The 26383-nt window shown below is 67.0% G+C and carries 27 protein-coding genes; 9 read left to right on the top strand and 18 right to left on the bottom strand.

Going from position 1 to position 26383, the window contains the following annotated elements:
- Positions 1–29: 29 nt before the first annotated feature.
- The 4 genes from PQB87_RS09815 to PQB87_RS09830 all read right to left on the bottom strand — a co-directional run bounded on the left by PQB87_RS09815 (position 30) and on the right by PQB87_RS09830 (position 4111).
- Positions 30–851 carry an ABC transporter permease subunit gene (locus PQB87_RS09815; protein ID WP_027787300.1) on the bottom strand — a complete coding sequence of 274 codons (822 nt, stop codon included), beginning with the start codon at positions 849–851 and terminating at the stop codon, positions 30–32.
- A complete protein-coding gene (locus PQB87_RS09820; RefSeq protein WP_027787299.1) occupies positions 848–1774 on the bottom strand; it encodes an ABC transporter permease subunit in 927 nt (308 codons plus the stop codon). The genes PQB87_RS09815 and PQB87_RS09820 overlap by 4 nt, the downstream gene beginning before the upstream one ends.
- Entirely contained in the window at positions 1771–2931 is a 1161-nt protein-coding gene (locus PQB87_RS09825; RefSeq protein WP_048022911.1) for an ABC transporter ATP-binding protein, read from the bottom strand. Before PQB87_RS09825 ends, PQB87_RS09820 begins: the two co-directional genes overlap by 4 nt.
- Positions 2932–3016: 85 nt before the next feature.
- Positions 3017–4111 (bottom strand): polyamine ABC transporter substrate-binding protein, encoded by a 1095-nt coding sequence (locus PQB87_RS09830; RefSeq protein WP_027787297.1) that lies wholly within the window; start codon positions 4109–4111, stop codon positions 3017–3019.
- 421 nt (positions 4112–4532) lie between these two features.
- Here PQB87_RS09830 and PQB87_RS09835 point away from each other — a divergent pair, with 421 nt between their 5' ends.
- Positions 4533–4736: a DUF1289 domain-containing protein gene (locus tag PQB87_RS09835; RefSeq protein WP_021159754.1), complete on the top strand. Its 204-nt coding sequence runs from the start codon at positions 4533–4535 to the stop codon at positions 4734–4736.
- Positions 4737–4827: 91 nt separating this feature from the next.
- Here PQB87_RS09835 and PQB87_RS09840 read toward each other — a convergent pair whose 3' ends face one another.
- The 3 genes from PQB87_RS09840 to PQB87_RS09850 form a co-directional block, all read right to left on the bottom strand.
- On the bottom strand, positions 4828–5469 hold the full coding sequence (locus tag PQB87_RS09840) for an OmpW/AlkL family protein (protein ID WP_233344606.1): 642 nt from the start codon (positions 5467–5469) through the stop codon (positions 4828–4830).
- Positions 5470–5534: 65 nt separating this feature from the next.
- Complete coding sequence (locus PQB87_RS09845; RefSeq protein WP_301861676.1) at positions 5535–6725, bottom strand: NAD(P)H-dependent flavin oxidoreductase; 1191 nt, start codon at positions 6723–6725, stop codon at positions 5535–5537.
- A 121-nt stretch (positions 6726–6846) separates the two neighbouring features.
- Positions 6847–8283: an aldehyde dehydrogenase family protein gene (locus tag PQB87_RS09850; RefSeq protein ID WP_048022815.1), complete on the bottom strand. Its 1437-nt coding sequence runs from the start codon at positions 8281–8283 to the stop codon at positions 6847–6849.
- A 124-nt stretch (positions 8284–8407) separates the two neighbouring features.
- On the opposite strand from PQB87_RS09850, the gene PQB87_RS09855 reads away from it, so the two are divergent.
- Both PQB87_RS09855 and PQB87_RS09860 read left to right on the top strand, forming a co-directional pair.
- A complete protein-coding gene (locus PQB87_RS09855; RefSeq protein WP_059687999.1) occupies positions 8408–9169 on the top strand; it encodes a hypothetical protein in 762 nt (253 codons plus the stop codon).
- Between the two features lie 320 nt (positions 9170–9489).
- Positions 9490–9855, top strand: a complete 366-nt coding sequence (locus PQB87_RS09860; protein ID WP_027787292.1) for a hypothetical protein — start codon at positions 9490–9492, stop codon at positions 9853–9855.
- 112 nt (positions 9856–9967) lie between these two features.
- On the opposite strand, the gene PQB87_RS09865 is transcribed toward PQB87_RS09860, so the two are convergent.
- Positions 9968–10447 carry a YjjA family protein gene (locus PQB87_RS09865; RefSeq protein WP_021159760.1) on the bottom strand — a complete coding sequence of 160 codons (480 nt, stop codon included), beginning with the start codon at positions 10445–10447 and terminating at the stop codon, positions 9968–9970.
- Between the two features lie 286 nt (positions 10448–10733).
- Here PQB87_RS09865 and PQB87_RS09870 point away from each other — a divergent pair, with 286 nt between their 5' ends.
- Together PQB87_RS09870 and PQB87_RS09875 are read left to right on the top strand one after the other, a co-directional pair.
- Positions 10734–11282: a hypothetical protein gene (locus PQB87_RS09870; protein WP_111939810.1), complete on the top strand. Its 549-nt coding sequence runs from the start codon at positions 10734–10736 to the stop codon at positions 11280–11282.
- A gap of 70 nt (positions 11283–11352) precedes the next feature.
- On the top strand, positions 11353–11928 hold the full coding sequence (locus PQB87_RS09875; protein ID WP_111939811.1) for a polysaccharide deacetylase family protein: 576 nt from the start codon (positions 11353–11355) through the stop codon (positions 11926–11928).
- Between the two features lie 18 nt (positions 11929–11946).
- On the opposite strand, the gene PQB87_RS09880 is transcribed toward PQB87_RS09875, so the two are convergent.
- Positions 11947–12906: a phosphotransferase gene (locus tag PQB87_RS09880; RefSeq protein WP_111939812.1), complete on the bottom strand. Its 960-nt coding sequence runs from the start codon at positions 12904–12906 to the stop codon at positions 11947–11949.
- Between the two features lie 25 nt (positions 12907–12931).
- Here PQB87_RS09880 and PQB87_RS09885 point away from each other — a divergent pair, with 25 nt between their 5' ends.
- The gene (locus PQB87_RS09885) at positions 12932–13621 is read left to right on the top strand and encodes a cephalosporin hydroxylase family protein (RefSeq protein WP_111939813.1); all 690 of its coding nucleotides are present in this window, start codon (positions 12932–12934) and stop codon (positions 13619–13621) included.
- Here the strand turns inward: PQB87_RS09885 and PQB87_RS09890 are convergent.
- From PQB87_RS09890 to PQB87_RS09915, 6 genes are all read right to left on the bottom strand, one after another.
- Complete coding sequence (locus tag PQB87_RS09890) at positions 13578–14783, bottom strand: glycosyltransferase (protein ID WP_059688028.1); 1206 nt, start codon at positions 14781–14783, stop codon at positions 13578–13580. The genes PQB87_RS09885 and PQB87_RS09890 overlap by 44 nt on opposite strands.
- Positions 14784–14790: 7 nt before the next feature.
- Positions 14791–15864, bottom strand: a complete 1074-nt coding sequence (locus PQB87_RS09895) for an asparagine synthase-related protein (RefSeq protein WP_111939814.1) — start codon at positions 15862–15864, stop codon at positions 14791–14793.
- On the bottom strand, positions 15861–16721 hold the full coding sequence (locus tag PQB87_RS09900) for a GTP 3',8-cyclase MoaA family protein (protein WP_489242843.1): 861 nt from the start codon (positions 16719–16721) through the stop codon (positions 15861–15863). The genes PQB87_RS09895 and PQB87_RS09900 overlap by 4 nt, the downstream gene beginning before the upstream one ends.
- Positions 16722–16743: 22 nt before the next feature.
- Positions 16744–17736, bottom strand: a complete 993-nt coding sequence (locus tag PQB87_RS09905; protein ID WP_111939816.1) for a phosphotransferase enzyme family protein — start codon at positions 17734–17736, stop codon at positions 16744–16746.
- A complete protein-coding gene (locus PQB87_RS09910; protein ID WP_111939817.1) occupies positions 17737–18486 on the bottom strand; it encodes an FkbM family methyltransferase in 750 nt (249 codons plus the stop codon). It lies immediately after the preceding gene.
- Positions 18487–18741: 255 nt separating this feature from the next.
- Entirely contained in the window at positions 18742–20334 is a 1593-nt protein-coding gene (locus tag PQB87_RS09915) for an ABC-F family ATPase (protein WP_027787281.1), read from the bottom strand.
- Positions 20335–20503: 169 nt separating this feature from the next.
- Here PQB87_RS09915 and PQB87_RS09920 point away from each other — a divergent pair, with 169 nt between their 5' ends.
- Positions 20504–20956, top strand: coding sequence for a lipocalin-like domain-containing protein (locus PQB87_RS09920; RefSeq protein WP_111939818.1), 453 nt, complete (start codon positions 20504–20506; stop codon positions 20954–20956).
- A gap of 131 nt (positions 20957–21087) precedes the next feature.
- Here the strand turns inward: PQB87_RS09920 and PQB87_RS09925 are convergent, their stop codons facing one another.
- Positions 21088–23394 (bottom strand): AsmA family protein, encoded by a 2307-nt coding sequence (locus PQB87_RS09925; protein ID WP_111939819.1) that lies wholly within the window; start codon positions 23392–23394, stop codon positions 21088–21090.
- A gap of 152 nt (positions 23395–23546) precedes the next feature.
- On the opposite strand from PQB87_RS09925, the gene PQB87_RS09930 reads away from it, so the two are divergent.
- Both PQB87_RS09930 and PQB87_RS09935 read left to right on the top strand, forming a co-directional pair.
- On the top strand, positions 23547–24248 hold the full coding sequence (locus PQB87_RS09930; protein WP_111939820.1) for an ABC transporter ATP-binding protein: 702 nt from the start codon (positions 23547–23549) through the stop codon (positions 24246–24248).
- The gene (locus tag PQB87_RS09935; RefSeq protein ID WP_021159773.1) at positions 24245–25048 is read left to right on the top strand and encodes an ABC transporter permease; all 804 of its coding nucleotides are present in this window, start codon (positions 24245–24247) and stop codon (positions 25046–25048) included. Before PQB87_RS09930 ends, PQB87_RS09935 begins: the two co-directional genes overlap by 4 nt.
- A 41-nt stretch (positions 25049–25089) precedes the next feature.
- Here the strand turns inward: PQB87_RS09935 and PQB87_RS09940 are convergent, their stop codons facing one another.
- Both PQB87_RS09940 and PQB87_RS09945 read right to left on the bottom strand, forming a co-directional pair.
- Positions 25090–25563: a PliI family lysozyme inhibitor of I-type lysozyme gene (locus PQB87_RS09940; RefSeq protein WP_111939821.1), complete on the bottom strand. Its 474-nt coding sequence runs from the start codon at positions 25561–25563 to the stop codon at positions 25090–25092.
- A 250-nt stretch (positions 25564–25813) separates the two neighbouring features.
- Entirely contained in the window at positions 25814–26365 is a 552-nt protein-coding gene (locus PQB87_RS09945; protein ID WP_059688027.1) for a DUF6013 family protein, read from the bottom strand.
- Between the last annotated feature and the right edge of the window lie 18 nt (positions 26366–26383).

A 26383-nucleotide genomic window follows, 5' to 3' on the forward strand; every position in this document is an offset into this window, starting at 1 on the left:
CGTTGTTCATGGCAGACGCCATTCAGGCGTCAGGTCGCGAACCCCGCCATCCGCTTGCGCTCCTGGCGCAGCATCACGAAGTTCGCGATCACGACGCCGGCCGTCACCGCGACGATGAACAGCGTCGCGAGCGCGTTCATCTCCGGGTTCAGCCCGAGGCGCACACGCGAGAACACCACGAGCGGCAGCGTCGTCGAGCCGGGGCCCGACAGGAACGCCGACAGCACGAGGTCGTCGATCGACAGCGTGAACGACAGCAGCCAGCCCGCGATCAGCGCCTGCGAGATCAGCGGCAGCGTGATCGTGAAGAATACCTTCAGCGGCGTCGCGCCGAGATCGAGCGCAGCCTCTTCCAGCGACGGGTTCAGCTCGCGCACGCGCGACTGCACGATGATCGCGACATACGAGATGCACAGCATCACGTGGCCGAGCCAGATCGTGAAGATGCCGCGCTCGGCCGGCCAGCCGATCCACTTCGCCAGTTCGATGAACAGCAGCAGCAGCGAGATCCCCTGGATCACCTCGGGAATCACGAGCGGCGCGTTGATCATCCCGCTGAACAGCGCGAAACCGCGAAAACGCCCCATCCGCGCGAGCACGAAACCGGCCCAGGTGCCGATGATCACCGACGCGAACGCGGTCAGCACGCCGATCTTCAGCGACAGCCACGCGGCCGTCAGCAGCTCGTCGTCCTCGACGAGCGCCGAGTACCAGCGGAACGAGAACCCCGACCACACGGTGACGAGCTTCGACTCGTTGAACGAATAGACGATCAGGCTGATGATCGGGATGTACAGGAACGCGAAGCCGGCAAACAGCGCCGCGAACTGCAGGTAACGATTCGGCTTCATCGACGGCCTCCCTGCTCCTTCGCCTGGAAGTGCTGGAACATCGCCATCGGCACGAGCAGCAGCAGCACCATCGCGCAGGTCACGGCCGACGCCATCGGCCAGTCTGCGTTGTTGAAAAACTCGTTCCACATCACGCGGCCGATCATCAGCGTGTTCGCGCCGCCGAGCAGCTCGGGAATCACGTACTCGCCCACCGCCGGGATGAACACGAGCAGGCAGCCCGCGATGATCCCGTTCTTCGACAGCGGCAGCGTGATCTGCACGAACGCCTTCCACGGCTTCGCGCCGAGGTCGTACGCGGCTTCGAGCAGACGCAGGTCCATCTTCACCAGGTGCGCGTACAGCGGCATCACGAGGAACGGCAGGTACGAATACACCATCCCGATGTACACCGCGTAGTTGGTGCGATACAGCTCGATCGGCGTATGCGTGAGGCCGATCCACATCAGGAAGTTGTTCAGCAGCCCGTTGTTCTTCAGGATGCCGATCCACGCATACACGCGGATCAGGAACGACGTCCAGAACGGCAGCATCACGCCCATCATCAGCAGGTTGCGGGTCGCCGGGTTCGAGCGCGCGATGTAGTACGCCATCGGATAGCCGATCAGCAGGCACAGCAGCGTCGTGATCGCGGCCACCCACACCGAGTTCACGTAGGTCGCGAAATACAGGCTGTCCGTGAACAGGAACGCGTAGTGCGACAGGTTCAGCGCGACGTGCACGACGCCGTCGGCGTACGACGCAAGCTCCGTGTACGGCGGGATGCCGAGCTGCAGCTCCGCGAAGCTGATCTTGACGACCAGCACGAACGGCACGAGGAAGAACAGCACGAGCCACGTGAACGGGCCGGCCACGACCGCCGTGGCGCCCGTCAGGTTGAAGCGCCGCACCGGCCACGAGAGCATGGACTTGAACGAGGTCATGACGTCAGCACCACGCCGGCAGTCGCGCTCCAGCGCACGTAGATCTCGTCGCCGAGCGACGGCGTGTCGAGTTCCGAAATCGCGAGGCTCGACACGTTCGCGATCACCGTCTTGCCGCCGTCGAGCTTCACGTGATACAGCGAATAGCCGCCCATGTACGCGACGTTGCCGATCCGGCCGCGCGCCCAGTTGAACGCGCCTTCGGGCGGCTTGCGCGTGAGCGCGATCCGCTCGGGGCGCACCGACACCGTGACCGGCATCCCGAGCGGGCCCGAGATCCCGTGGCTCACGTACAACCGGCTCGGCAGCTCCGGCGATTCGATGTACACGTGGTCGGGTTCGTCCTCGACGGTCACGCCTTCGAACAGGTTCGTCGAGCCGATGAACTCGGCCGAGAAGCGGCTGTTCGGGTATTCGTACACTTCGTTCGGCGAGCCGATCTGCACGATCTGGCCTTCGCTCATCACCGCGAGGCGATTGGCCATCGTCATCGCTTCTTCCTGGTCGTGCGTGACCATGATGCAGGTGACGCCGACCTTGTTCAGGATGTTGACGAGCTCGATCTGCGTGCGCTGGCGGATCTGCTTGTCGAGCGCGGACATCGGCTCGTCGAGCAGCAGCAGCTTCGGGCGCTTGACCAGCGAGCGCGCGAGCGCGACGCGCTGCTGCTGGCCGCCCGACAGCTGGTGCGGCTTGCGCTTCGCGTACTTGCTCATCTGCACGAGTTCGAGCGCCGCGGCCACGCGCTCCTTCAGCTCGGCCTTCGGCGTGCCTTCCTGCTTGAGGCCGAACGCGACGTTCGACTCGACCGACATGTGCGGGAACAGCGCATACGACTGGAACATCATGTTCACGGGCCGCTTGTACGGCGGCATCTGCGCGAGGTCCTCGCCGTCGATCAGGATCTTGCCCGACGTGACCGTCTCGAGGCCCGCGAGCATCCGCAGCAACGTCGACTTGCCGCAGCCCGAGCTGCCGAGCAGCGCGAACAGCTCGCCCTGGCGCACGGTCAGGTTGACGCTGCGCACGGCTTCGGTGTCGCCGAATTTCTTGACGACGTCGACGATCTGGACAAAGTTCTCGGCGCGCGCATCGGCGCCGGAGGAGGAAACGGAGGACGGTGCGCCCGCGACCGGCGCACCCGACTGGCTATTCATGATGTGCTGCATCTCTCCTGCGTTGAACGAACAAAGCCCCCGGGGGCACCAGGGGCTTCATGACTGCTGGGAACGCCGGCTCGCGTCAGCGGCCCGACTTCAGCTCGGTCCACAGACGCGTCTGCAGACGCTGGATTTCAGGCGGCAGCGGCTTGAGCAGGAACAGCGTCTTCACGACGTCGGCCGGCGGATAGACGGCCGGGTCGTTCGCGACGTCGGGCCGCACGTACTTGCGGGCCTCGGCGTTGGCGCTCGGGTAGTACACCGCGTTCGTGATCGCCGCGTGCACCTTCGGATCCTCGATGTAGTTGATCCACTCCAGCGCGGCTTCCTTGTTCTTCGCGTCCTTCGGGATCGCCATCACGTCGAACCACACCGGCGCGCCGCCCTTCGGAATGTAGTACTCGACCTTGTACGACTTCTTCGCCTCGATCGCGCGATGCTTCGCGATCACGACGTCGCCCGACCAGCCGAACGCGAAGCAGATGTCGCCGCCGACCAGGTCGTTGATGTAGCCCGACGAGTTGAATTGCGTGATGTACGGGCGGATCTTCTTCAGCACTTCCATCGCGGCCTTGTAGTCGGCCGGGTTCGTGCTCATCGGATCCTTGCCGATGTAGTGCAGCGTCGCCGCGAACATCTGGTCGGGCGCGTCGAGCACCGACACGCCGCAGGTCTTCAGCTTCGAGATGTTTTCCGGCTTGAACAGGATGTCCCAGTTGTCGAGCGGCACCTTGCCGAGCGCCTGCTGCGCCTTCGTCAGGTTGTACGCGAGACCGGTCGTGCCGTACGCCCAGGGCACCGAGAACTTGTTGCCCGGGTCCGCGCCGGCGACGAGCGCCATCAACTGCGGATCGAGGTACTTGAGGTTCGGCAGCTTCGACTTGTCGAGCGGCGCGAAGATGCCGGCGGCGATCTGCTTGCCGGCGTAGTTGCTGGTCGGCACGACGATGTCGTAGCCCGAGCTGCCCGTCAGCAGCTTCGCCTGCAGCGTATCGTCGCTGTCGTAGTTGTCGTAGCGGACCTTGACGCCCGTCTGCTTCTCGAAGTTCGGGATCGTGTCCTTCGCAATGTAGTCCGACCAGTTATAGACATTGAGCTGCGTATCCTTCGCCGCTGCCGCCGATGCACCCACGCACAGCGCGAGCGCTGCGAACCGGCCCACTACCTTTGCTTTCATCCCGTTCTCCCTCCGGCCGGACACGTTGCCCGGCTGCCGTCTGCCTCGTCATGGCGGCGCATTCTGGCGCGCCGCCCCTCGAAAACCCCGAAAACTACCATCATTCGCGCCCCGTCACAAAAAAATCATGCCGGTGTCGCGCAAACGGAACAGATATCCCGCTGCCGGCCGGTCAGGCGGCCCGTGCGGCGGGACGTTCCCGGGGAATTCTATCGGGTAATCGGCGGCTGTCCACCGGGAAAGACAGGCAGCGACGAAACCGCGTTCGCCGGCCGGGCGCGAGCCGTGCCGCGGCTGCGCCCGAACCCGGCCGTACTGTCACGCCGCTGCACCGGTACGGTATGCCGGCCGCACCCGCCCGACCGGCCGGCCGCGATGCATTAAAATGGCGGCTGACGATTCAACTGCGTGAACCCCTCCGATGGCCTCCAATCTCCACGACTTGCCCGACAGCCCCTGCATCGGCGTGTGCTCGACCCTCTTCGACGAAGTCTGCAAGGGCTGCGGCCGCACGGCGGCCGAAGTGTCGAACTGGGTGTTCCTGAGCGACGACGAAAAGCGCGCGGTGTGGGAACGCATCCAGCGCGAAGGCACCGCGATGCGCTTCCAGTACGACAAGCTGTAAATCCGCCGCGCAAAAAAAAGCGGCATGCAGACCGCCATGCCGCCAACCCCAACTCTGTTCTGTTTCTGTTTCTGTTCCGTTCCCGCCGCGTCTAGAACTTCATCCCGACGCCCACGCCGACGATCAGCGGATCGATGTGCAGCGTGCCGATGCCCTTGTCGCCGAGCGTCGCATCGGTGCTCATCCAGATCTTCTTCACGTCGACGTTCATGAAGACCTTCTTCGTCAACTGCACGTCCACGCCGAACTGCAATGCCGGGCCGAAGCTGCTCTTGTTGATCGACACGCCCTGCCCGCCGACGTTGAGCCCGTTGTTGTAGAAGTACGTGTAGTTCACGCCCGCGCCGAAATACGGACGCACCTTGCCGGCATGGTTGAAGTGATACTGCAGCAGCAGCGTCGGCGGCAGCACGCCCACGCCGCCGAGATTGCCGAGGCTCGACGTCAGCTGGTGCCGCGACGTGCCGAGAATCAGTTCGACGCCGAGGTAGTCGCGGATCATGTACGTGAAGTCGAGCTCGGGCACGATCGCGTTGTTCACGCCGACGTTGAGCGCGCCCAGCGTGTCGCTCGCGCGTTCGTTCGGCTGGATGCTGATCGCACGCAGCCGGACCAGGACGTCGCCCTGGTTGATGCCGTCGCCCGGCGAGGCCGCGTGCGACAGTGAAGGCATCGCGACGAAACTGGCCGCAGCGGCGGCAGCGGTGACACAAGTTCGAATCGTTTTAAGCATGGTACGGACCCCCAAAGAATGGTTCCCATTCTCCTCGTAGGGTCTTTTCATTGTCTTGATATCCGTCAAGCCAGCGTAAACGTGGGACGGTTTGCCGCAGGCTCGGTCGCACAGCCCGTCAGCAGCAGGTCGAGCAGGTCGCGCACGCTGCGAATCGCGCGGCCGAACGGCAACGCTTCACGGCCGCGGAAGAACAGCCCGTTCGCGACGTCGCCGCGCAGCGCCGCCGCCAGCCGCGTGTCGATGCAGAAATGGCCGAACTTCTCGATGCCGTCGCGCAAGCCGCATACGCTCAGGCATTCGAGCGCGGTCGGGCAGCGCTGCTTCAGCGCGCCGAGCTTGCTGCGGATGCGCGTCTCGTTGCGCAGGTAACGATCGAGCCACGGCGTTTTCACCGCGCGTGCGGGCAGCCCCGTCACGCTGACGAATTCGACGATGTCGTCGGGCGTCGCGTCGGCCAGCACGCGCTTGAAGTGCGGATGCGCATCGCCCTCTTCCGTCACCGCGAACGGCGTGCCGACCTGCACGCCGTTCGCGCCGGCCTCGAGCGCCGCGCGCACCGTGTCGTGACTGTTGATCCCGCCCGCAACGATCAGTGGGATCGTTTCGCGTGCGATGCCGAGCGATGCCATCACCTGCGCGGTCTCGTCGAGCACGCGTGCGAAATCGAAACGGCGGTCGTGCATGTCGTCGATCTGCGTGACGCCGAGATGGCCGCCCGCATGCGCCGGATGCTCGATCACGATCGCGTCGGGCAGGCGCCCCTTCTTCATCCACTTCTTCAGCACGAGCGCGATCCCGCGGCTGTCCGACAGGATCGGGATCAGCGCGATGTCGTGTCCTTGCGTGAGATCGGGCAGGTCGAGCGGCAGGCCCGCGCCCATCACGATCGCATCCGCGCCCTCGTCGCATGCGACCCGCACGTAGTCCGCATGCGCGCTCACGGCCTTCATCACGTTGACCGCGATCATCCCGCGTCCTTCGCTGTAGGTCTTCGCAAGACGGATCTCGCGGGCGAGCGCCTCGAGGTTCGCGGCCTCGAGCGTCGCGCGATCGGGTTGCGCGCGGCAACGCGCGAGCAGGTCCGCATGATGGTGACGCAGGTCGATGCTCGCGATCGTGCCGACCGCGCCTTCGCGCGCGACGCTGCCCGCCAGGCGGTGCGCGGAAATGCCGACGCCCATGCCGCCCTGCACGACAGGCAGCAAGGTGTGGCCGCGGATCGTCAGCGGCGGAAAGGAAGTGCGTACGGTCATCTGAAACCTCGTCGGAACATCGGAACCGCGATGATCGACGATCCACCGCCGCGCACCTTGACGACCGTCAATAAAAAAACGGCACCAGCGTGCCGTTTCCGGTTCGTGCGGTGCGAAGCGCTCAGGCAGGCTTCGCGGGCTTGAGCTGCATCGACTTGTACTCGAGATATTCCTCGAGCCCGTACACGCCGTTCTCGCGGCCATGCCCCGACTGCTTGTAACCGCCGAACGGCGCGGCGCCGTTCCACGTGCCGCCGTTGATGTCCACCTGCCCGGTGCGGATACGGCGCGCGATGCCCATCGCGCGTTCGTCGCTGCCGGCCCACACCGCGCCGCCGAGCCCGTACGGCGAATCGTTCGCGATCCGCACGGCCTCGTCCTCATCGCGATACGTGATGATCGACAGCACCGGCCCGAAGATTTCTTCCTGCGCGATCGTCGATTTCGGATCGACGCGGCCGAACACGGTCGGCTTCACGAAGAAGCCCTTCGTGAGCCCTTCCGGCAGGCCCGTGCCGCCCGTCACGAGCTCCGCGCCTTCGTCGATCCCGCGCTGGATGTAGTCCTGCACGCGCTGCTGCTGCACGGCCGACGCAAGCGCGCCGAGACGCGTCGCATCCTGCCGCGGGTCGCCCGCGACGTACGATTCGGCCGCGGCCTTCGCGATCTCGCGCGCTTCGTCGTAGCGCGCTTCCGGAACCAGCATGCGCGTGTGCGCCGAGCAGGTCTGCCCCGCGTTCAGGTAGCACGCGTTGACCGTGCCCTTCACCGCCGTCGCGAAATCGGCATCGTCGAGGATCACCGACGCCGACTTGCCGCCCAGCTCGAGCGCAACGCGCTTGACGCCCGCGGCCGCCAGTTCGGCGACGCGCTTGCCGGCGCGCGTCGAGCCCGTAAACGACACCATGTCGACGTCCGGATCGGTGGCCAGCACCTCGCCGACCACCGGGCCGTAGCCGCACACGAGGTTGAACACGCCGGCCGGCAGCCCGGCTTCGTGAATCGCCTCGGCAAGCATGAACGCGTTGAGCGGTGCGACTTCGGACGGCTTCAGGACGACCGTGCAGCCGGCCGCGAGCGCCGGTGCGACCTTCAGCGTCACCTGGTTGAGCGGATAGTTCCACGGCGTGATCGCCGCGACGACACCCACCGGCTCGCGCACGACGAGCGAGTTGCCGACCTGTGCCTCGAACTCGAACGACTCGGCAAGCTTCGCGTACGCCTTCCAGTTGTAGATCGGGCCGCCGACCTGGATCGCGCGCGACAGCTTGATCGGCATCCCGACTTCGCCGGTGATCGACTGCGCGAGCTCCTCGCTGCGCGCCTGCAGATGCTCGACGATCTTGCGCAGGTAGCCCGCGCGCGTCGAGGCCGGCGTGGCCGCCCACGCGTCGAAGGCAGCGCGCGCCGCGCGGATCGCGTCCTGCGCGTCGGACGCGACGCCTTCCGGAATCCGGCCGATCACGGCTTCGGTACCCGAGTCGATCACGTCGATCGTGCCGGTGCCGGCCGGCTTGCGCCACGCGCCGTCGATATAGAACTGGTCGTAGATTTTCATCGTTTTCCGCCTCCAGGAAAGCCGACATTCTAGCGAGCGTTTCGGCCGGCCGGTGTGACGATTGACAGCTATTGGAAAGGTCTTTAGCCTCGGCGCCTCATTCATCATAAGAAAGGAGAATGCCTTGAGCATCCTGACCAAAATCGAGGGCGGCTATCTTCAGGTATTGCGCGTGATCGTGCTGTTGTTCGCGACCGCGGTCCTGATCGGCGGGGTCATATTCGGCGCGATCGCACTCGATGCGCGCCTGTCGAAACCGCCGAAGGTCGATTCGGCCATCCAGGTCGATCCTGCATCGTTCGCGTGGGAGAACGGCGCAACCGCCAAGGCCACGCCGGCCGCCGACGGCGCGGCAGCGAAGGACGACAACGCGTCGCCCGCGCTGCGCCTGTCGACGCAACTGTCGGGCATCGTGCAGAAGCACGGCCGGGCGGCCCTGTCGCCGGACTACGCGGTCGATCGCGACGCGTACGAGCCGTCGTTCCAGCGCGTGCTCGGCGACGACGACCATCCGGACGTCGCGTACTACGAGCAGCAGATCGCGTATCTCGACAAGGTGCTGTCACGCGCGGACGTCGCGGCCAGCGTCAAGAAGAAAGTCACCGGGCACGGCGACGAATATGCGCGCGAGCAGGCGTACACCGACGTCGTGTCGGCGGTCATGCGCGACTTCTCCGAGCGCTACGACGCACGCCGGACCGCGATCGACAACGAGAAGAAGGCCGCGGAAGAAACGGCTGCCGAGAACGGCCAGACCGCGCGCTTCGCCGGCGTCGCCGCGCTCGTCGCGCTGTATTCGTTCGTGTCGCTCGCGGTGCTGATCATCCTGATCCGCGTCGAGCGCAGCATCCGCTCGATCGCGCGCGCCACGCACACGGCGACCTGAACCCGCTCATCCGCCAGCCCGCGCGCCGGGCTGCGGGGGCCCGGCAACGGGCCCGCTTCGCGGCGCAAGCGGCCGCTTCCTGGTCGCTTCCAGGCCGCATCTTCCCGCGTCGTTCCTCACGCGCTCGCGCACTTTTCGTTCCCGCCGCCCCCTCATTCCGCCATCGGCCGTCCGCGCCGGCGCAGCGTCCGTTTCGCCACCGCCATGTCAGCATCCGCCCGGGTGCGCGGCCGGGCCCGCATCGTGCTATGTTTTTACTATCGGCACCGGCCCGTTGCAACCGGCGCCGCCCGGAATCGACGTATTTCGTGAGCGCTGCCATGTCCGACGCACCCCATACCCTCGGCTCGCAAGACCGCCTCGAGCTGCTTTGCTGGCTCACCTGCGGCAACCTCGGCGCGTTTTACCTCAACGAATCGTGGCCGGACGCCACGTTCCAGGTCCAGGCCGCGCACCGCTGGCTCGACCGCCATCACCGTCAGGCCGACTGGCTCGCGATCGCCAAGCTCGCGGCGCTCGCGCAGGACATCGCCAAGCGGCACGCCGGGTTCGTCGATGCGTCGTGGGCGCGCGACGCGGTCGAGGAAATCGTCGATACCGACGACCTCGACTATCGGGCGAAACTCGTGCAATGGGTCTACGAAGACTGCTGCAAGGCGCTCGCCGACAAGCGGCTGGCCGATTGACGATCGGGACGGCACGCGCGGCGCGGCGCTCCTTTCGCTGACGGGAATGTCAGCCGGAAAGACTGACGAGGGCGGTACGTCGCGCACCGCCCCCCCGACCCGCAATGCGCGCTTACAGCAGCGATTTCGCCTGCGTCAGCACCTTGTCGCAGATCTGCCTGGTTACCTGCTGCTTCAGTCCGCCGCCGCTCAGGTCGAGCTTGCTGCCATTGCCGGCGTCGAGTACACCGCTCGCGCCGCTGGTATAGCCGCTGTCGGACGACGCGTTGCCGCCGAGCTTGCCCATCAGCGCGTCCTTCACCGACGACGCACCGCCGGATGCCCCGCCGAGATAGTTGTTCTGGATGCAGAACTGCAGCAGGCCCGCGACGTTGCCGGTGCTGCCCGGCATCAGCGACGAACCGCCACCGCCCGTCAACGCGCCGCCGATGCCGCCGAGGTTGCCGAGCGCACCGCCCGCGCTGCCGCCCGAATCGCCCCCGCCGCCGACCTGCTTCAGGACATCGCCCAGCTGCGCATGCGCCACCGAAAACGGCGCGAGCAATCCGATCAGCGCACCGGCAATGGTCGCGCGGTATAGACGTGCATTCATGTGAAGCCTCCCGGTTGTGACTGCGTGAGTACCGCGAATCGAATCCAAGGATACTCAATCAACCCGTGCATGACAGCCTTCGGAGGCGGCCTGAAACGTCAGGCATCGTGATATCGCCACGATTTGACAAAGCTTGACGGCGCGCCGCGTGCGGACATGCCGGTTTTGCATCCGCGCGCGATCGCCCGCCCGGGTCGCCCGCGCGCGCGAAGCGTCATAGAATCGTCGTCGCCGGCCGCCCGGACACGCCGGCCCGATCTCGATCCCGAACTTGAAGGACGCTCGCGTGACGCTTGCCCATCGATTTCTGCTGTTCGCCGGCGTAGCGGCCGCGCTGGATTGCGGCGCCGGCACCGCCGGCGCGGCCACGGCCACGGCCACGGCCGCATGCCCTTCGCCGTCGTTCGAGCGCTATCCGGCACCCGCCGCAAGCGCACCGCGCAAGCCCGCCGCGGCACCACGCCTGACCACCCGGGAAGCTCGCCTCTACCGCACCGTCATTCGCGACGAATTCACGCAACCGGCCAACTTTGCCGGCCACTACCGCGTCGCGATCTGGGGTTGCGGAACGGATTGCCGGAATTTCGCGATCGTCGACAAGTACACGGGCGCGACGTACACGATGCCCGGCGTACAGGCCATCGCAGGCGTGATGGGCAACGACGAGGAGCGCGTCGATTTCCGGCCCGGCAGTACGCTGCTGATCGTCGCGGGCTGCTTCAACGACGATTGCGACTACAACGACGCGAAAGCGGCCCGGTTCTTCTACGAGTGGACCGGTACGCGCTTGCGTCGGGTCGGCACCTGTCCATTGGCCATCGAGCCGCGCGAGTAGCCGGCCGGCTAGTCGCCGCGACTTGCGCTATCGTTCCCCCGGTACACCTTGAACGGCGCCCCCACCTGCGATGCCCATTTGCCTCAGTTTCGATGACGGCCCCGGCCCGTCGACGCCCCTCCTGCTCGACGTCCTGCACGCCGCGTCGTGCCGCGCGACCTTCTTCCTGCTCGGCCGGAATCTGGCAGGCGCGCTCGATGTGGCCGCACGCATGGCGCGCGAAGGCCACCGGCTCGGCAATCACACCCGTTCGCACGCGAAGCCGGGCACGCTGTCGGACGACGCGTTGATCGACGAGATCGAGACGACCGACGCGCTGATCCGCGATGCCTATCGCGAGGCCCGTGTGCCCGCGCCGGATGCGATCCCGCTGCGCCTGCCTTATGGACTGATGCCGCAGGACAGTCGCGCCCGCGTGCTCGCACGGCTGCAACGTGAACATACCGGCTGGACCGCGATCCTCGACGACTGGCAGCGGCCGGCGCCGTCGCCGCAGGCGCTGTTCGACGCGATGTGCGCCCATGTCGACGCCAGCGCGGCACGGCAGCGCGACGTGCTGTTCTGCATGCACGACGGATCGCGGCACAGCGAGGCGCGGCCCAACACGGTCGAAGCCGTGCGCCTGTTCCTGAATCGGCCGCGCTGACATGGCATCCGGCCGGCGTCAGGGCGCAGCGCCATCCAGCAACTGCCGCCACCCGCCGAGAAAACCGATGCCGGGCCCCGGCAGCCACAGGCCGCGCTGCGCGGCTTCCAGGTGAATCAGCGTCTGGTCCGCGCAGAACAGGGCCATCAGCGCGTCGCGGCGGTCATGCATCCAGTCAGGCACGGCATCGGGCCGCGTCGCCGCATAGGCCTGCAGGCCGGCGTCCCAGCGGCGCGCGTCGAATACGAAGCGATCGTCCCGGCCCGCATCGCGCGACAGCGCGAACAGCGCAAACGCCGCTTCGAGCCACTGCGCGCCCTGCCCGACGTCGTCGAAATCGAGCACGCCGTTCACGGCGCCCCCCACGTACAGCAGGTTGCCCGCGTGATAGTCGCCGTGCAGCCAGTGCACCGTCCCCGTCAGCCAGCGTGCGGCAGCGTCGAGATGCGCGCCGATCCGACGGATCGTCGTCCCGTAGTGGTCGCTCAGGTCCCCCGGCAACGGCGGCGCGGCACGCGCGGCAACACGTGCGTGCCGCGCCGCCAGCCAGGCCAGCGGCGCCGATTCGGTCACGGGTATCGCCGCCAGCGCCGTATGCAGATGCGCGAGCGCACGCATCGCGTCGATCGCGCCCGCCTCCGCTTCGGCCGGCAGGCCGGGGCTGCCGGCGATATGCTCGAACAGATGCAGCCAGCTTCCGTCAGGCAGTCGCACGCCGGATTGCGCGTCCACGGTCGGCCGCAGGCGCGGCAGCGCCGGCAGCATCGGCGCCGTCCGCGTCTCACCGAGATGACCGAGTATTGCCGCCTCGCGATCCACCTGTCCGACCGGCTTGCCGGACCACGACACGCGCAGCACAGCGCGCCCCGCATCGCACTCGACGAGATACGTTTTGTTAGTATGGCCCGACGCCAGCGCCTGCACGCGTGCAGGCCCGATGTTCCAATACCGGTGAAGCCACGGTTCCAGCGTTTTCACGTCACTCCTACTCGTTGCATTGACCATGTCAGAGCGTCCTTCGGCCCGCATGCGGGACATCAACATCGAATGGCTGATGCGTGCCGCCGAATTCGACCACCTGTTCCAGACGCGCTGGCTCGGCGAGCGCTTCTTCCACTTGCCCGGCGACATGCTCGCGCTCCAGGAACTGATCTGGCGCGAGCGTCCCGACTGCATCGTGCAGACCGGCATCGCGGCAGGCGGCGGCGTCGTGTTCTCCGCGTCGATGCTGGCGCTGAACGGCGATCGCGGCCGTGTCGTCGCGATCGAGCCGCGCCTGCGCGACGACGTCAGGCGGCGCCTGCAGTCGCATCGGCTCGCCGATCGCATGGTGCTGATCGAAGGCGAGTCGTGCGCGGCCGACACGCTCGCATCGGTACGCGCACAGATCCCGCACGATGCGCGCGTGATGGCGATCCTCGACCTCACGCATACCCACGCGCACGTGCTGCGCGAACTCGAATGCTATGCGCCGCTCGTGACGCCGGGCAGCTACGCGATCGTGATGGATACCGTCATGGAATACCTGCCCGCGTCGATGTTCGACGGCAAGCCGTACGGCAAAGGCAACAACCCGGCCACCGCCGTGCGCGACTATCTCGGCCGCGACGACCGGTTCGAGGTCGACTACGACATCGAAGACCGCGTACTCATGACGCTGTCGCCAGGCGGTTTCCTGAAGCGAGTTCGCTGATCAGGCGCGCGGCCTCCGCCGAGCCGTCACGCGCGTAGCTCGCACGAATCCGCGCCGCCTGCTCGCGCAACGAACCGGGGCGCAACAGGCACGCGAGCGCATCGGCAATGTCGGCCACGCCGGCGTGCTGCAGATCCAGCACGCGCCCCGCGCCGGCCCGCTCGACGAAGTGCGCCGAATGAAACTGGTCGTTGCAGAACGGCGACAGCAACATCGGCACGCCGCATGCGAGCGATTCCATCACCGAATTCGCACCACCATGGCTGACGAACGCGTGCGTGCGTCGCAGCAGCGCCAGTTGCGGCACGTAACGCACCGCGATGACACGCGCGTCGTCGGCCGGCAGCAGATCCGCATCGACCAGCTCGCCCACCGACAACACCAGTTGCGCCGGCGTCGCGCGCGCCGCCTCGATGACTTTCGCGAACACATCGGGATGGTAATAAAGCTGGCTGCCGAGCGACATGTAGACGAGCGGACGATCGGCATCGAGGCGCTCCCACGGGAACGGCGTCTCGTCGCCACGCGGGCCGGACGGCAGCGCGGGGCCGACCAGTTCGACACCGGGCGGCGGTGCGCCGACCAGCGCGTCGGTCGTGAACGCGAGCGTCAGGTGCGGCGACAGGATGTCGCAACCGCGAAAGCGCGCATCGAGCCCGTAGCGCGCGAACAGCCGGGTGCGTTCCGGCGCCAGCCATCGCACCGTGCGCAGCAATTCGGAATCGAGATCGTCCGGCAGCACCGGATTCAGCGAATTCGACATCGCCACCCACGGCAGCCCCTCCAGCTCGGCGGCGATCGCCGCCGCATAGAGCAGCGGATCGATCACGACCACGTCGGGCCGCCAGTCGCGCAGCACCGCGCGGATGCCGTCCACCTGCGCGGGCGCCAGGTCGATCAGCAGCGTGCGGATCCAGTGCCGCAGCCAGTCCGCGTCGCGGATGTTCGCGGCGAAGCTCGCACCGCGCGACAGGTCGTGACGCTCGGGTGTCTCGCGCGGCCCGACGAACGCGAAGCCGCCGGCGCCGTCGAGCTGGGCGCTGATGTCGGCCGGCGCATAGAACGCGACGTCGCAACCGGCGGCGCGCAGATGCTGGGCCGGGCCGATGCACGGATTGACGTGCCCTTTCTCGGGCACCACGCAGAACAGGATGCGTTTCATGAGCGGCTCAGGTTGGACGATGCGCGGCATCGAGGGGAGTGTCGAGGCGGTTGAAATGATCGAGGATCAGCGACAGCGTCGTCCACAGCACGCGTTCGTTGTCCGTTTGCAGCGTGGGCGCGTCCAGACCGAGCGTGTCGGCCAGCGCGCGCGTGCGGTCGCGATCGAGCAGCGTCGCGAGATCCATCGCCGGGGCGAGCCGCCCGCGCTTGGGGCCATGCACGAGCCGGTCCGGCAGGTTCAGGCGCGCACCGAGATCGCGCAGGCATTGCTTGTCCGGATCGGGTGCGATGCTGGTCAGATGCGCGACGACGGCATCGTCGACGAACGGCGGATGCAGGTCGACCGACGCCGCGTCGAACAACGCATGGCACAGCGGCAGATAATTGGCCGACTGGTCGCGGCGCAACACCTGGTCCGCGCCGTCGCCGGTGATGGCCACCTCGATGCCGTCCGCGGCCATCGCCTCGGCCAGCAGCAGCTTCGCGACCGGATGCAGGTTGAACATCGGCTCCTCGACCGCATGGGTCGTTCTCGGCAGCGCCGCGACGAAATCCGCCTCGTTCACGCGCACGAGCTTCACGTTCGCCTGCATCTGCCCGGCCAGTTCGAGTGCCGCGTCGCGTTCGCAATAGTCCGGCATGTCGGTCACGAGAATGTAGGACGTCACGTGCCGCTGCGCGCCGAGTTCGCGCAGCAGCGCAAGCAGCAACGCCGAATCGAGCCCGCCGCTCAACGCCAGCGCAACGCGCTTGCCGCTGTCGAGCGCACGTTGCAGCGATGCGCGCAGCACGGTTTCCAGATCCGCGTGCCGCGGCCGCCCGGGTGCCGGCTGAACGGCCAGCCCTTGCGGCGAACGGATCAGCGCATGGCCGGGCGGCACCGCGCGCACGTCGCGCAGCACGGTGCGGCCGACCAGGCGCTCGCCGCTCAGGTAGCCCGCGATGGCCGCCGCGTCCGGCTCGCCGGCCGGTTGCGCCGACGCGCGCAGGACGGCCCGGATGCCGGACGCCGCCGTGCCGCTGCGCGGATGGTAGTGAAGCCGGTCGAAGCCGAACAGGTCGCGCGTGCCGACGATCATGGATAACGAGCCTTCAAGGAGTCCACTTCAATGCGTTTGAGGATGCGATGCGGCGCCACCGGCGCGCTGCCGCCCTGGCAATGCAGGCACGCTTCGAGCGGCGCCTCGCGTTGCAGATAGGCGAGCATCGCGTCGAGCATGCCTGCGTCGTCGCGCAGCGGCAGGCCGTCGGATCGAAAATCCTTCTCGCCCTTGTAGAGCGTGTGGAAATGCGCCGGACGCGTGCACGTGTAGAACATGCCGTCGCGAATCATATGGCAGCGCTCGCGAATCCAGCAATCGTGGTAAAGGCGCTGCGCGGCGTCCCGGTCGGTGCCGGGCTGTGCACGGTTCATCGTCGTGAACACGTCCTGCACCTTCCAGTTCAGGCGCACGTCGAAGCGCGCGGCCTGGTGCTCGATGTGCGCGACCAGGTCGGCCGAAAGCGACGGCTTCGGATAGCGCGAGATCGTCAGCGCATCCACCGCCTGCCAGAACGCGTCCGTCATCTCGCCGAGCTTCAGGCCATTCGTCGTGACGGAGATCACGGGCGCGATACCCGTGGCGCGCACGCGCCCGACGATCTCGACCAGCGCCAGATGCAGCAGCGGTTCGCCGCCGACCAGCTTGAACATGCGCGGGCGCAGCACCTTCGCCGCACGGCGCAGATCGGCCTCGAGCGATGCCGGGCTCGCGTACCACTCGGGCAGAAGCGGCGACAGCGAGCAGCATTCCGCGCACGTCAGGTTGCAGTGGTCGACGATATGCGCTTCCAGCGAGCGCGTCAGGACGCGCCCGTCCTCGACACGGTAATCGCGATCCAGCGGCGGCGGAAATACGTGCTGCCGCTCGCCCGGCGGCGACGTCGGAGGCGACATCCGGTTCAGGTTCGAATTCACTTCAGCGTCCTGCTTCGATGCAACGGGAAAAGAAATCGACCAGACGGTCGCGGGCATCCACCATCGCGGATGCCATCGTCACCGCGCCGCTCAGATGCGACGCGAAACGCGACGGATCGTCGAGCCAGCCTTGCACGATCCAGAGCTTCAGCGCGTGCTGCAGGCATGCGGTATCGACCGCCCAGGCAATGCGTGCAGGATCCACCGGCCGCACCCGCTGGTATGCGCGCACGAACGCTTCCGCCAGTTGCGGCGCTTCCAGCGGCAAATGGTTCAGGCAACGCACCAGTTCGTATTCGCGCGGCGCGCCGATCGTCGCTTCCCAGTCGAGGATCAGCGGCGGCAGCGTGCCCGTGAACAGATAGTTGAACTGGTTGTAGTCGTTGTGGATCGGGTGCTGAGGATCGTCGGCGGGAAACGCGTCGATGCTGCCCGGATAGTAGCGGTCGAGCATGCGCAGCGCGAGATCGACGTAGCGGCGCAGGTTCGCGGCGTTCTCGTTCGAGCGCGCGTGATTCAGCGCATCGAGCAAACTGCGCCGCACCGCATCCGCGTCGATCGCGATCAACCGCGCACGGATCGTGTCGAGCGATGGCAGCTGAAGCCGTTCGAGACTCAGATGCAACGCGGCCAGGCTCGCGCCCAGCGCATCCCATTCGGCCGGCGAAAACGTGTCGTAGGTTCTGAACTGTCCGGGTTCCCAGCGCGTGAGCATCGCGTGGGCGTTCGCCCCTGTCCACAGCGGTGCGCCGGCTGCCGTGCGTTTCAGCGCCTGCACATGGAAACGTGTATCGCCGTGCGTCTCGAAGTGCGCGAGCACCGCGGCTTCCCTGGCCGCACGCGCCTGATGCCCGGCCGCGTAGAGCTTGACCGCTACGCCGCCGTCATCGGTCGGCAGGTGCCACACGCGTTCGCTGACCTGGCGCGGCGGCCCGCTACGGCCGAGCGCGCAGGCTTCCAGGATCTCGTCGAAGGTCGCGGCGAGCGGGCCCATTCAGATGTGCTCGGCCGGCCCGTGCCGATACGGATGACCGGTCAGGAACGTGTTGTGTCCGACATAGCGCAGCTTGTACATCGCGGGCCGGAACAGCACCGAAGGATCGTTGTTCGCGATGCAGAGCAGCGGATACAGGTCCTGCCGCACGAAGAATGCGTTGTTGCCCATGTCGTCGCAGCAGACGAGTTCATAACCCTTCTGCCTGCCGAGGTGCACGAGCGATTCGAGGCTCGCGCCGTAATAGGTCGAGCCGTCCCATTCGTGATCCGGGTTGAAGCACATGACCCAACGCTCGGGCGGCGTGTAGTACGGGTTGTATTCGATCACGACGATGCGCGGCTTGAACGCCTGCAGGCCGCGCCAGACCCAGTAGTCGTTGCCGTCGATGTCGATCGACAGCAGGTCGAAGTCGGTCGGCGTGTTCGCGTCGGCGAGCAGATGATCGACCGTGTCGGGCTGGACGCGGTCGTGATGCAGGCGGATGCGCGCTGCACCCGCGTAGTGCGCGGCCAGCTTGCCGAACCGGTACGCGCTGCCTTCCACCAGCACGCCGGCCCAGTCCTGTTCGCGCAACAACAGGGCGGTGTTGCTGTTGCGCAGGCCGTCGCTGGCGCCGATATCGACGCAGAACCGGTTGACCGGCGTGATCCGCTCCATCAGGCGCGACAGGATGCCCTCCTCGGTGCCCTGCGCGTACAGGCTTTGCGCAAGGCCGGACAGGTCGAGCGGGAGAGGATGGTCCGGCATCGGGAGCGGCTCCGGGTCGAAATGGGGAATGATGATTGGCGTTCGGTGGGTAATTTACCCGAAGTCGATTCGCGGGAGGAAACCGGAATGAGAAACGCTGCCGGGCCGCGCGGCAAGCGGAAATGAAAAAGCCCGCATCGACAACGCTGTCGATGCGGGCTCCGTGTACTTCCGGCGGTTCGCTCCGTGGGGACGGCTGGAGGTGCTGCTTGCCTGCCTAGCCGCGACATATGGCCGGAGGAACGCTCAGGACACTTATTCCTGCCCCTGGCTCGTCAGGAACTCCTCGTAATTCCCGCCGAAGTCGAACAGCGTGCCGTCCGTACGCACTTCGATGATCCGGTTCGCCAGCCCGCTCACGAATTCGCGGTCGTGCGACACGAAGATCAGCGTGCCTTCAAACTGCTCGAGCGCGATCTGCAGCGACTCGATCGATTCCATGTCCATGTGGTTGGTCGGCTCGTCCATCAGCAGCACGTTGTGGCGGCCGAGCATCAGCTTGCCCCAGATCATCCGGCCCTTCTCACCGCCCGACAGCACCTTCACCGACTTCTTGATGTCGTCCGACGAGAACAGCAGGCGGCCCAGCGTGCCGCGCACCATCGTTTCGTCGTCGCCGTCCTTGCGGTACTGGTCGATCCAGTCCATCAGCGTGATGTCGTTCGGGAACTCCTCGTACGTGTCCTGCGGCATGTAGCCGACATTCGCGTTCTCGGACCACTTCACCGTGCCGTGCTCGAGCGGGAGCGCGCCGAGCAGCGAACGCAGCAGCGTCGTCTTGCCCGCGCCGTTCTCGCCGATGATCGCGATCCGCTCGCCCGGCTGCACCGACAGGTTGAAGTTCTGGAAGATCGTGCGCTCGTACTTCTTCGTGATGTCTTCCGCGACCACCGCGACGTTGTGCAGCTTCTTCTCGAACTCGAAGCGGATGAACGGGTTCTGACGCGACGACGGCTTGAATTCCTCGATCTTGATCTTGTCGATCTGCTTCGCGCGGCTCGTTGCCTGACGGGCCTTCGACTTGTTCGCCGAGAAGCGGCGCACGAAGTCCTGCAGTTCGGCCACGCGCTCCTTCGCGCGCGCGTTCGCCGCGGCCTGACGCTCGCGCGCCTGTGCCGATGCGAGCATGTAGTCGTCGTAGTTGCCCGGCCAGACCTTCAGCGTGCCGTAATCCATGTCGGCCATGTGCGTGCACACCGAGTTCAGGAAGTGACGATCGTGCGAGATGATGATCATCGTCGAGTTGTACTCGTTGAGCGTGTGCTCGAGCCAACGGATCGAGTTGATGTCGAGGTTGTTGGTCGGTTCGTCGAGCAGCAGCACGTCCGGCTTCGAGAACAGCGCCTGCGCGAGCAGCACGCGCAGCTTCCAGCCCGGTGCGACGTCGCTCATCGTGCCGTTGTGGAATTTCTCCTCGATGCCGATGCCGAGCAGCAGCGCGCCCGCGCGCGCCTCGGCGTCGTAGCCGCCGTATTCGGCGAACTTGCCTTCGAGCTCGGCGGCGTGCATGTAGTCGTCGTCGGTGGCTTCCGGGTTCGCGTAGATCGCGTCGCGCTCGGTCATCGCGGCCCACATCTCGGTGTGGCCCATCATCACGACGTCGAGCACGCGCACGTCTTCATACGCGAACTGGTCCTGGCGCAACTTGCCCAGGCGCACGTTCGGCTCCAGCGCAACGTTGCCGGCGCTCGGCTCGAGGTCGCCGCCCAGGATCTTCATGAACGTCGACTTGCCGCAGCCGTTCGCGCCGATCAGACCATAGCGGTTGCCCTCGCCGAATTTGACCGAGATGTTCTCGAACAGGGGCTTTGGCCCGAATTGCATCGTGATGTTGGCAGTAGAAAGCACGGCAGGTCCCGTTAAAGGATAAATCGACGGAAAACCGTGTATTTTAGCAGGTGTCGGAGAAACTGCCGACCACGCCGTTCCGGCAGCGCATTCCAGCCCCCTGGACCGCCGCCCGGCGGCCCGCCAACACGACGGCCCGCGCCCCGCCGCCGCCTGAAAGGAATCCCGCATGCTCGCCAGCCAGCTTCGCGAACAACTCGTCGGCGCGTGGCGCCTCGTGTCCTACGAAATCCGCCCGCGCGACGGCAGCGCCGTCACCTATCCGCTCGGCCGCGACGCGCGCGGCTGGATTCTCTATACGCGGGACGGTTACATGTCGGCCCAGCTGATGGCTGCCGGCCGCCCGCCGTACGCGAGCGGCGATCTGCACCGCGGCACCGAGAGCGAGTGCACGGCCGCCGCTCGCGGCTACATTGCCTATTCAGGCCCCTTTCATCTCGACGACGACGGCACGCTGACCCACGAAATGGACGTCAGCCTGTTCCCGAACTGGATCGGCAACGTGCAGCAGCGGGTCTTCAGGCTCGACGGCGATCGCCTGCAGCTCGGCACCGCCGGCCCCGTGCGAATCGACGGCCGGGAAGTCGACGCCGTGCTGCTGTGGGCGCGCGCGGGTAGCTGACGCGCCACGAACGGTCGAAACGGTTCGCCGGATCGATACGGCCAGGCGGCAGGTCGTTGCGAGCCTGCGCCGAGCACGGGACGGTTGCATCGGCCGCACGTGCGTCGCGTTCGCCGCGCGACGCACGTCCGTCACTTGCCGGCTTTCGCGGCCGCCTTCTGGGCCGCCGTCGCCTTCACCTGCCCGAACAGCTCCGAGCACGGCACGTCCTTGTTGTTGCTCGGCGCGATCAGCGGGATCAAGGCCGCGAACGGGTTGATCAGGCCGAGGCCGACCATCGCGCCGGCGCGTAGCGCGAGCGCGCCCGCATCGACGCCGACCTTCGGATTCTTGAACGTGCCCTTCGCATACAGCGGCGAGCGCAGCGAGAAGATCCGGAAACCCTTCGTATGCGGATGGATCTTCAGGTCGAGCGTTTCGTCGCGCAGGCTGATCGGGCCGTCGACGTTGATCAGCGCGTCGTCGGTGTCGAGCGCGAACACCTTCGGGTCGAGCATCCCGTTGGTCGCGACGAAATCGACTGCCGCACAGTTGATCTTCACGTCATTGTTGCCGAACAGCTTCTCGTACACGACGTTCGCGACGTTCAGCCCCGCCGCCTCCATCAGCAGGCGGCTGATGCGGCCGTCCGTGACGAGCGCCTTCACTTCGCCGGTCGACGTCGCGGCCAGCGCGGCCGGCGAGTTGCCGGTCGCCGACAGCGACGCGTCGCCGTTGATCTCGCCGAGCGCCGACTGCATGACCTTCTGCGTCGGGAACAGTTGCTTGAGCTTCAGGTGCCGCGCGGCCACCGTAAAGCGGCCCTTCAGCGGCGCGCCGCTGCCGTCGAGGTGCGCGGTCGTCGCGAGCGTGCCGCCCGCGACGCCGAACTGCAGCGGTTCGAGCGACAGCACGCCGTCCTGCATCACGATGTGCGTGTACAGGTTCGTGATCGGCAGGTTCGAACTCTTGATCAGCTTGCGGCCCGTGAACTTGACGTCCGCGTCGATCTCGCGCCAACGATCGGTACGGAACGTCTCGACCGGCAGCACGCGGCCCGGCGGCTGGCGTGTCGTGTCGCCGCGCCTGGCCTTGCTTGCGGCCGTATCCGCGCCGATCACCGGCGCGAGATCCGAGAACTGCAGCAGGTTCGACACGAGCTCGCCCGACAGCTTCGGCCGCGGCTCGCGCTGCTCGTACACCAGCGTGCCGCCGAGATCGCTGCCGCCGACGCGGCCGTTGAAGTTCTCGTAGCGGAACGTGCTCGCGCGCCGCTTGAAGTTGCCGATCAGCCGCCCTTCGGTCGCGTAAGGCGGCGTGTCGGGCAGCGTGATGCCGGTGAGCTGGTAAAGGTGCGACATCGACGTGCCCTGCAGCCACAGCCGCAGGTCGATCGCCGCGAGATGCATCGGATCGGTCAGCGTGCCGACGATCGCGAGCCGCGTGTCACCGGCCTTCACGTCGGCCTGCAGCGGGAACGGCCGCGACGCGTCCTGGATCGCCAGCACGCCGCCGAGCTTGCCGGTACCGCTGATCGGCACGTTCTTGTAGCGGCCGTCGACCTTCAACCCGAACGCATAGGTCGGGCCGGACGGCTTCGCGGGCGCCGCGGCGCCGCTTGCGCCGGACGCGGCGGCAGCCGTCGATGCGGAAGAAGCGGAGGAAGCAGAAGCAGCGGACGAACCCGAAGCAGCCGATGCAACGCGCGAAGCAGCCGAAGCGCCCGGCGCCGACGCCGCACTCGACGCACTCGCCGCCTCCGCACTCGACGCGGCATCAGCGCTGGCCTTCGCGCTCAGTTGCGCGGCGCCGCGCTTGCCGACACGCTGCGCGGATGCCGCGCGCGACGTCTGTTCCTGCTCCTTCAGCACATCGCCGAGCGGAATCGGCTGCCCGAGCGTATCGATCGCGACGGTCAGGTCGGCCTTCGTGATCGCGTCGCGATACGTGACGGTGCCCTTCGCGAAGCCGAAACTGTCGAGCCGCACTTTCCACGGCGACGGCTGCGACGATTGCTTGAACTGGAAGGTCCACGTGTTGCGGCCGTCGGCGAGCCGCTCGAGGTCGACGGCCGGATTCACGACGTCGATCGACGGGATGACGATTTCATGCGCGAGCAGCGGCAGGATCGCGAGGTCGAAGTGCGCGGCATCGAGCGTGACGAACTTGGGCGTCTTCGCCCAGTCGGGGTTGCCGATCTCGAGTTGCGTGGCCGAAAAGCTCGGCCAGGGCACCCAGGCACGCCAGCCGGTTTCGCCGTCGGGGCGGCGCCAGCCGACCTTGAGATCGCCGTTGATCGCGAACGGGCGGCCGAGTGCGGCACTCACCTGTTCGTTGACCCACGGCTTCGCGCGGTTCCAGTCGAACGTAAAGAGAAAGACGCCGGCCGCCGCGATGAGCACCGCGACGATACCGACGATCCATGCAGCCGATTTGCCGATGGCTCGGGTAAGCGTCATGGCGGTTCCGTTGTTGTTCTGAAATGTCGCCGCACCATGCCGGGCCGCTTGCGTGGACGAACGGCGCACGACACCCGCGGCTTTTCAGTCGGTATTATGACGCACGCCATGGTGACGTTTCGGCGCCATTAACGCTTTTTTTCATTTGTGACATGACAGCCCCCACCGGCCTCATCGATGCGCAGCACATCACGCGGCGCGACGCCAGCAGCGGCAAGACCCTGCTCGCCCCGACCGATTTCAGCCTCGCAGCGGGATCGCGAATTGCTGTCACGGGACCGTCCGGGTCGGGCAAGAGCGTGCTGCTGCGCGCGCTCGCGCTGCTCGATCCGCTTGACGGCGGCCACATCCTGTGGCGCGGCAAACGGATCCGGCGCAGCGCGATCCCGCGTTACCGGCGCAGCATCGCCTACGTACGCCAGCGCCCCGCGCAAATGGACGGCACCGTCGAATCGCAGTTGCGCTATCCGTATTCGCTCGCGATCTATCGCGACGTCGCGTTCGATCGCGCGCGCGCCGAAGCGCTCGCCGCGCAGGCCGGCCGCGGCCCCGACTTTCTCGACAAGCGCGCGAGCGACCTGTCGGGCGGCGAAGCCCAGATCGCCGCGCTGCTGCGCGTGCTGCAGCTCGATCCCGACGTGCTGCTGCTCGACGAGCCGACCTCCGCGCTCGATCCCGAATCGGCGCGCGCGATCGAGTCGCTCGTCGGCGCATGGTTCGACGCGGCGCCCGACGCCCGCGCGTACATGTGGATCTCGCACGATCCCGCCCAGGCCGCACGGATCGGCACGATACGGCTCGTGATGCAGGCCGGCGTGATACACGCTGCCAACCCGACGGAGGCAACACGATGAGCCCCGCACTGCAGGACCTGAGCCTCGTCGACGTCGGCATCGCCGCCGCGCTCGTCGCGGTCAACGGCGCGATCTCGATGGCACTGTCGCTCGGCCTCGGCCGCAAGCTCGCGCTCGCGGCCGTGCGCACCGTCGTGCAGTTGCTCGCGATCGGCTACGTGCTCGGCTGGGTATTCGGTCATCCTCACTGGTACATCGTGCTGCCGCTCACCGCGCTGATGACCTTGATCGCCGGGTTCGCCGGCGCGGGGCGCGGCAAGCGCACCTACCGCGGCCAGCGCATCGACAGCATCGCGTCGATCTGGTTCAGCAGCTGGTTCGTCGCGGCGGTCGGCCTGTTCGTCGTGATCCGCATCCATCCGTGGTACGCACCGCAATACGCGATTCCGATCCTCGGGATGATTCTCGGCAATACGCTCACGGGCGTGTCGCTCGGCGTCGAGCGGATGATGGAGGAGCTCACGGCGCGCCGCGACCGCGTCGAAACCGCACTCGCGCTCGGCGCGACGCGCTGGGAAGCCGCGCAGGACGCCGCGCGCCAGGCCGTGCGCGCGGGCATGCTGCCGACGCTGAACCAGATGGCCGTCGTCGGCGTCGTGAGCCTGCCGGGAATGATGACGGGCCAGGTGCTGGCCGGCCAGTCGCCGCTGCAGGCCGTGCGCTACCAGATCGTGATCATGTTCCTGATCGCCGCGGCTTCCGCGCTCGGCACCGTCGGCGCGGTGCTGATGACCTATCGCCGGCTGTTCTCGGCGGATCACCGCTTTCTCGCATCGCGGCTCGAGGAACGCGCGCACTGACACGCGTAGTCGCCGCGCGACGCGTTCGCGCGGTTCGCCGGTCAGCGCGCGCCGCGACGCTTGCCGAGCGCCTGCCGCAATGCGGCCGCGATGTCCGCGTCCGCTGCGAGCCCGTCGACCGACGCAACGAGCCGCACCGCGCGCGACGTCGTCACATAGGCCTGCGCGCCGACATAACCGCCGCTGCCGGCCGAGCGTGTCGTCACGACGAGCGCCTGCGGCGCCCGCGCGCCGAGGTCGGCCGTGAACGCATCGGTGACCGTACCGTCACGCGCACGCAGCGCGCCCGTCACGTAGTCGTCGGTATCGAAGCCGGCGGCGGCATGCGCGGTCGAATACACCCGCACCGCGTAGCTGCCGGTCGAGCACGGTTCGAGCGCGCCGCTGGACACGACGGCCACCTGCTGCCGGGACGGCAGCCCGACCTTTTTCACGAAACCGCAATCGTCGGCCGCGTGCGCGTGCATGGCGGCGAACGCAATGGCGCACAGCAATGCGCGGATTCGGCATTTCATCGGGATGTCGTTGCGGGAAGTGGATGATGCGGGCGAGCATAGCGTGACATTCACATGACGTCACGCAGGTCGACGCGCGACACCGCCGCACGCCGTGCTGCTGCCCTACCGTTGCCGCAACACGGCACAGCGAGCGGGTCGCGGGAAAGCATCGTGACGGCGACACGAAACGCTCACGCGCCGCCGGGCCGGCCCGCGCGTCGAACCCGTTGCGCGCGCACCGGTTCCGGCAGCGTCCCGCGCGCGCCGTTCAGCGCTTGATCGACACCGTCACCTTCGTGCCGTCGCTCATCGTGACGGACTTCGAACCGCCGTTGGTCGGGATCGACACCCACTTCACCTGGCTCACCGACGCGACGTCCGGGCATTGCAGCGACTTGCCGCCGGCCGTCACGTTGCGCGTGCCTTTCGGCGCGGCCGCCTGGAAGCTCATCTGCACGTTGGCGACGCCCTTCGCGTCGATCGACGGCGCGAGCCGCACCTGGGTCTGGCGGACCATCGCGCCGTTCGCGTCGCGCGGCAGGCTGTCCGCGTTCGGGCAACCGTCCGGCATCGCGACCGCACCGCTCGGCGGCACCGACTTCCAGTTGAAGTCGTCCGTCTCGCCCGAGCGGATCTTGCGGGTCTCCTGCGTGTTGCCGAAGGTCTTCGAGTCGACCTTGACGGTGTATTCGAGCTGTCCGGTGCCGCCGCCCTTCAGGCTGCCCTTGACCGGCGGCGCCGCGAATACGCTCGCGCTGACGCACGCCGCCGCGAACACGACCGACCACGATGCGGCGACTGACAAGCTGCGTTGGCTCATGCTGACCTCCTTGGTATG

This window comes from Burkholderia sp. KL41, assembly GCF_057005415.2.

Coding starts and splice junctions, on each gene's coding strand:
- PQB87_RS09815 (WP_027787300.1), bottom strand. CDS start 851: ATGAAGCCGAATCGTTACCTGCAGTTCGCGGCGCTGTTTGCCGGCTTC.
- PQB87_RS09820 (WP_027787299.1), bottom strand. CDS start 1,774: ATGACCTCGTTCAAGTCCATGCTCTCGTGGCCGGTGCGGCGCTTCAAC.
- PQB87_RS09825 (WP_048022911.1), bottom strand. CDS start 2,931: ATGAATAGCCAGTCGGGTGCGCCGGTCGCGGGCGCACCGTCCTCCGTT.
- PQB87_RS09830 (WP_027787297.1), bottom strand. CDS start 4,111: ATGAAAGCAAAGGTAGTGGGCCGGTTCGCAGCGCTCGCGCTGTGCGTG.
- PQB87_RS09835 (WP_021159754.1), top strand. CDS start 4,533: ATGGCCTCCAATCTCCACGACTTGCCCGACAGCCCCTGCATCGGCGTG.
- PQB87_RS09840 (WP_233344606.1), bottom strand. CDS start 5,469: ATGCTTAAAACGATTCGAACTTGTGTCACCGCTGCCGCCGCTGCGGCC.
- PQB87_RS09845 (WP_301861676.1), bottom strand. CDS start 6,725: ATGACCGTACGCACTTCCTTTCCGCCGCTGACGATCCGCGGCCACACC.
- PQB87_RS09850 (WP_048022815.1), bottom strand. CDS start 8,283: ATGAAAATCTACGACCAGTTCTATATCGACGGCGCGTGGCGCAAGCCG.
- PQB87_RS09860 (WP_027787292.1), top strand. CDS start 9,490: ATGTCCGACGCACCCCATACCCTCGGCTCGCAAGACCGCCTCGAGCTG.
- PQB87_RS09865 (WP_021159760.1), bottom strand. CDS start 10,447: ATGAATGCACGTCTATACCGCGCGACCATTGCCGGTGCGCTGATCGGA.
- PQB87_RS09875 (WP_111939811.1), top strand. CDS start 11,353: ATGCCCATTTGCCTCAGTTTCGATGACGGCCCCGGCCCGTCGACGCCC.
- PQB87_RS09885 (WP_111939813.1), top strand. CDS start 12,932: ATGTCAGAGCGTCCTTCGGCCCGCATGCGGGACATCAACATCGAATGG.
- PQB87_RS09890 (WP_059688028.1), bottom strand. CDS start 14,783: ATGAAACGCATCCTGTTCTGCGTGGTGCCCGAGAAAGGGCACGTCAAT.
- PQB87_RS09895 (WP_111939814.1), bottom strand. CDS start 15,864: ATGATCGTCGGCACGCGCGACCTGTTCGGCTTCGACCGGCTTCACTAC.
- PQB87_RS09900 (WP_489242843.1), bottom strand. CDS start 16,721: ATGTCGCCTCCGACGTCGCCGCCGGGCGAGCGGCAGCACGTATTTCCG.
- PQB87_RS09905 (WP_111939816.1), bottom strand. CDS start 17,736: ATGGGCCCGCTCGCCGCGACCTTCGACGAGATCCTGGAAGCCTGCGCG.
- PQB87_RS09910 (WP_111939817.1), bottom strand. CDS start 18,486: ATGCCGGACCATCCTCTCCCGCTCGACCTGTCCGGCCTTGCGCAAAGC.
- PQB87_RS09920 (WP_111939818.1), top strand. CDS start 20,504: ATGCTCGCCAGCCAGCTTCGCGAACAACTCGTCGGCGCGTGGCGCCTC.
- PQB87_RS09925 (WP_111939819.1), bottom strand. CDS start 23,394: ATGACGCTTACCCGAGCCATCGGCAAATCGGCTGCATGGATCGTCGGT.
- PQB87_RS09930 (WP_111939820.1), top strand. CDS start 23,547: ATGACAGCCCCCACCGGCCTCATCGATGCGCAGCACATCACGCGGCGC.
- PQB87_RS09935 (WP_021159773.1), top strand. CDS start 24,245: ATGAGCCCCGCACTGCAGGACCTGAGCCTCGTCGACGTCGGCATCGCC.
- PQB87_RS09940 (WP_111939821.1), bottom strand. CDS start 25,563: ATGAAATGCCGAATCCGCGCATTGCTGTGCGCCATTGCGTTCGCCGCC.
- PQB87_RS09945 (WP_059688027.1), bottom strand. CDS start 26,365: ATGAGCCAACGCAGCTTGTCAGTCGCCGCATCGTGGTCGGTCGTGTTC.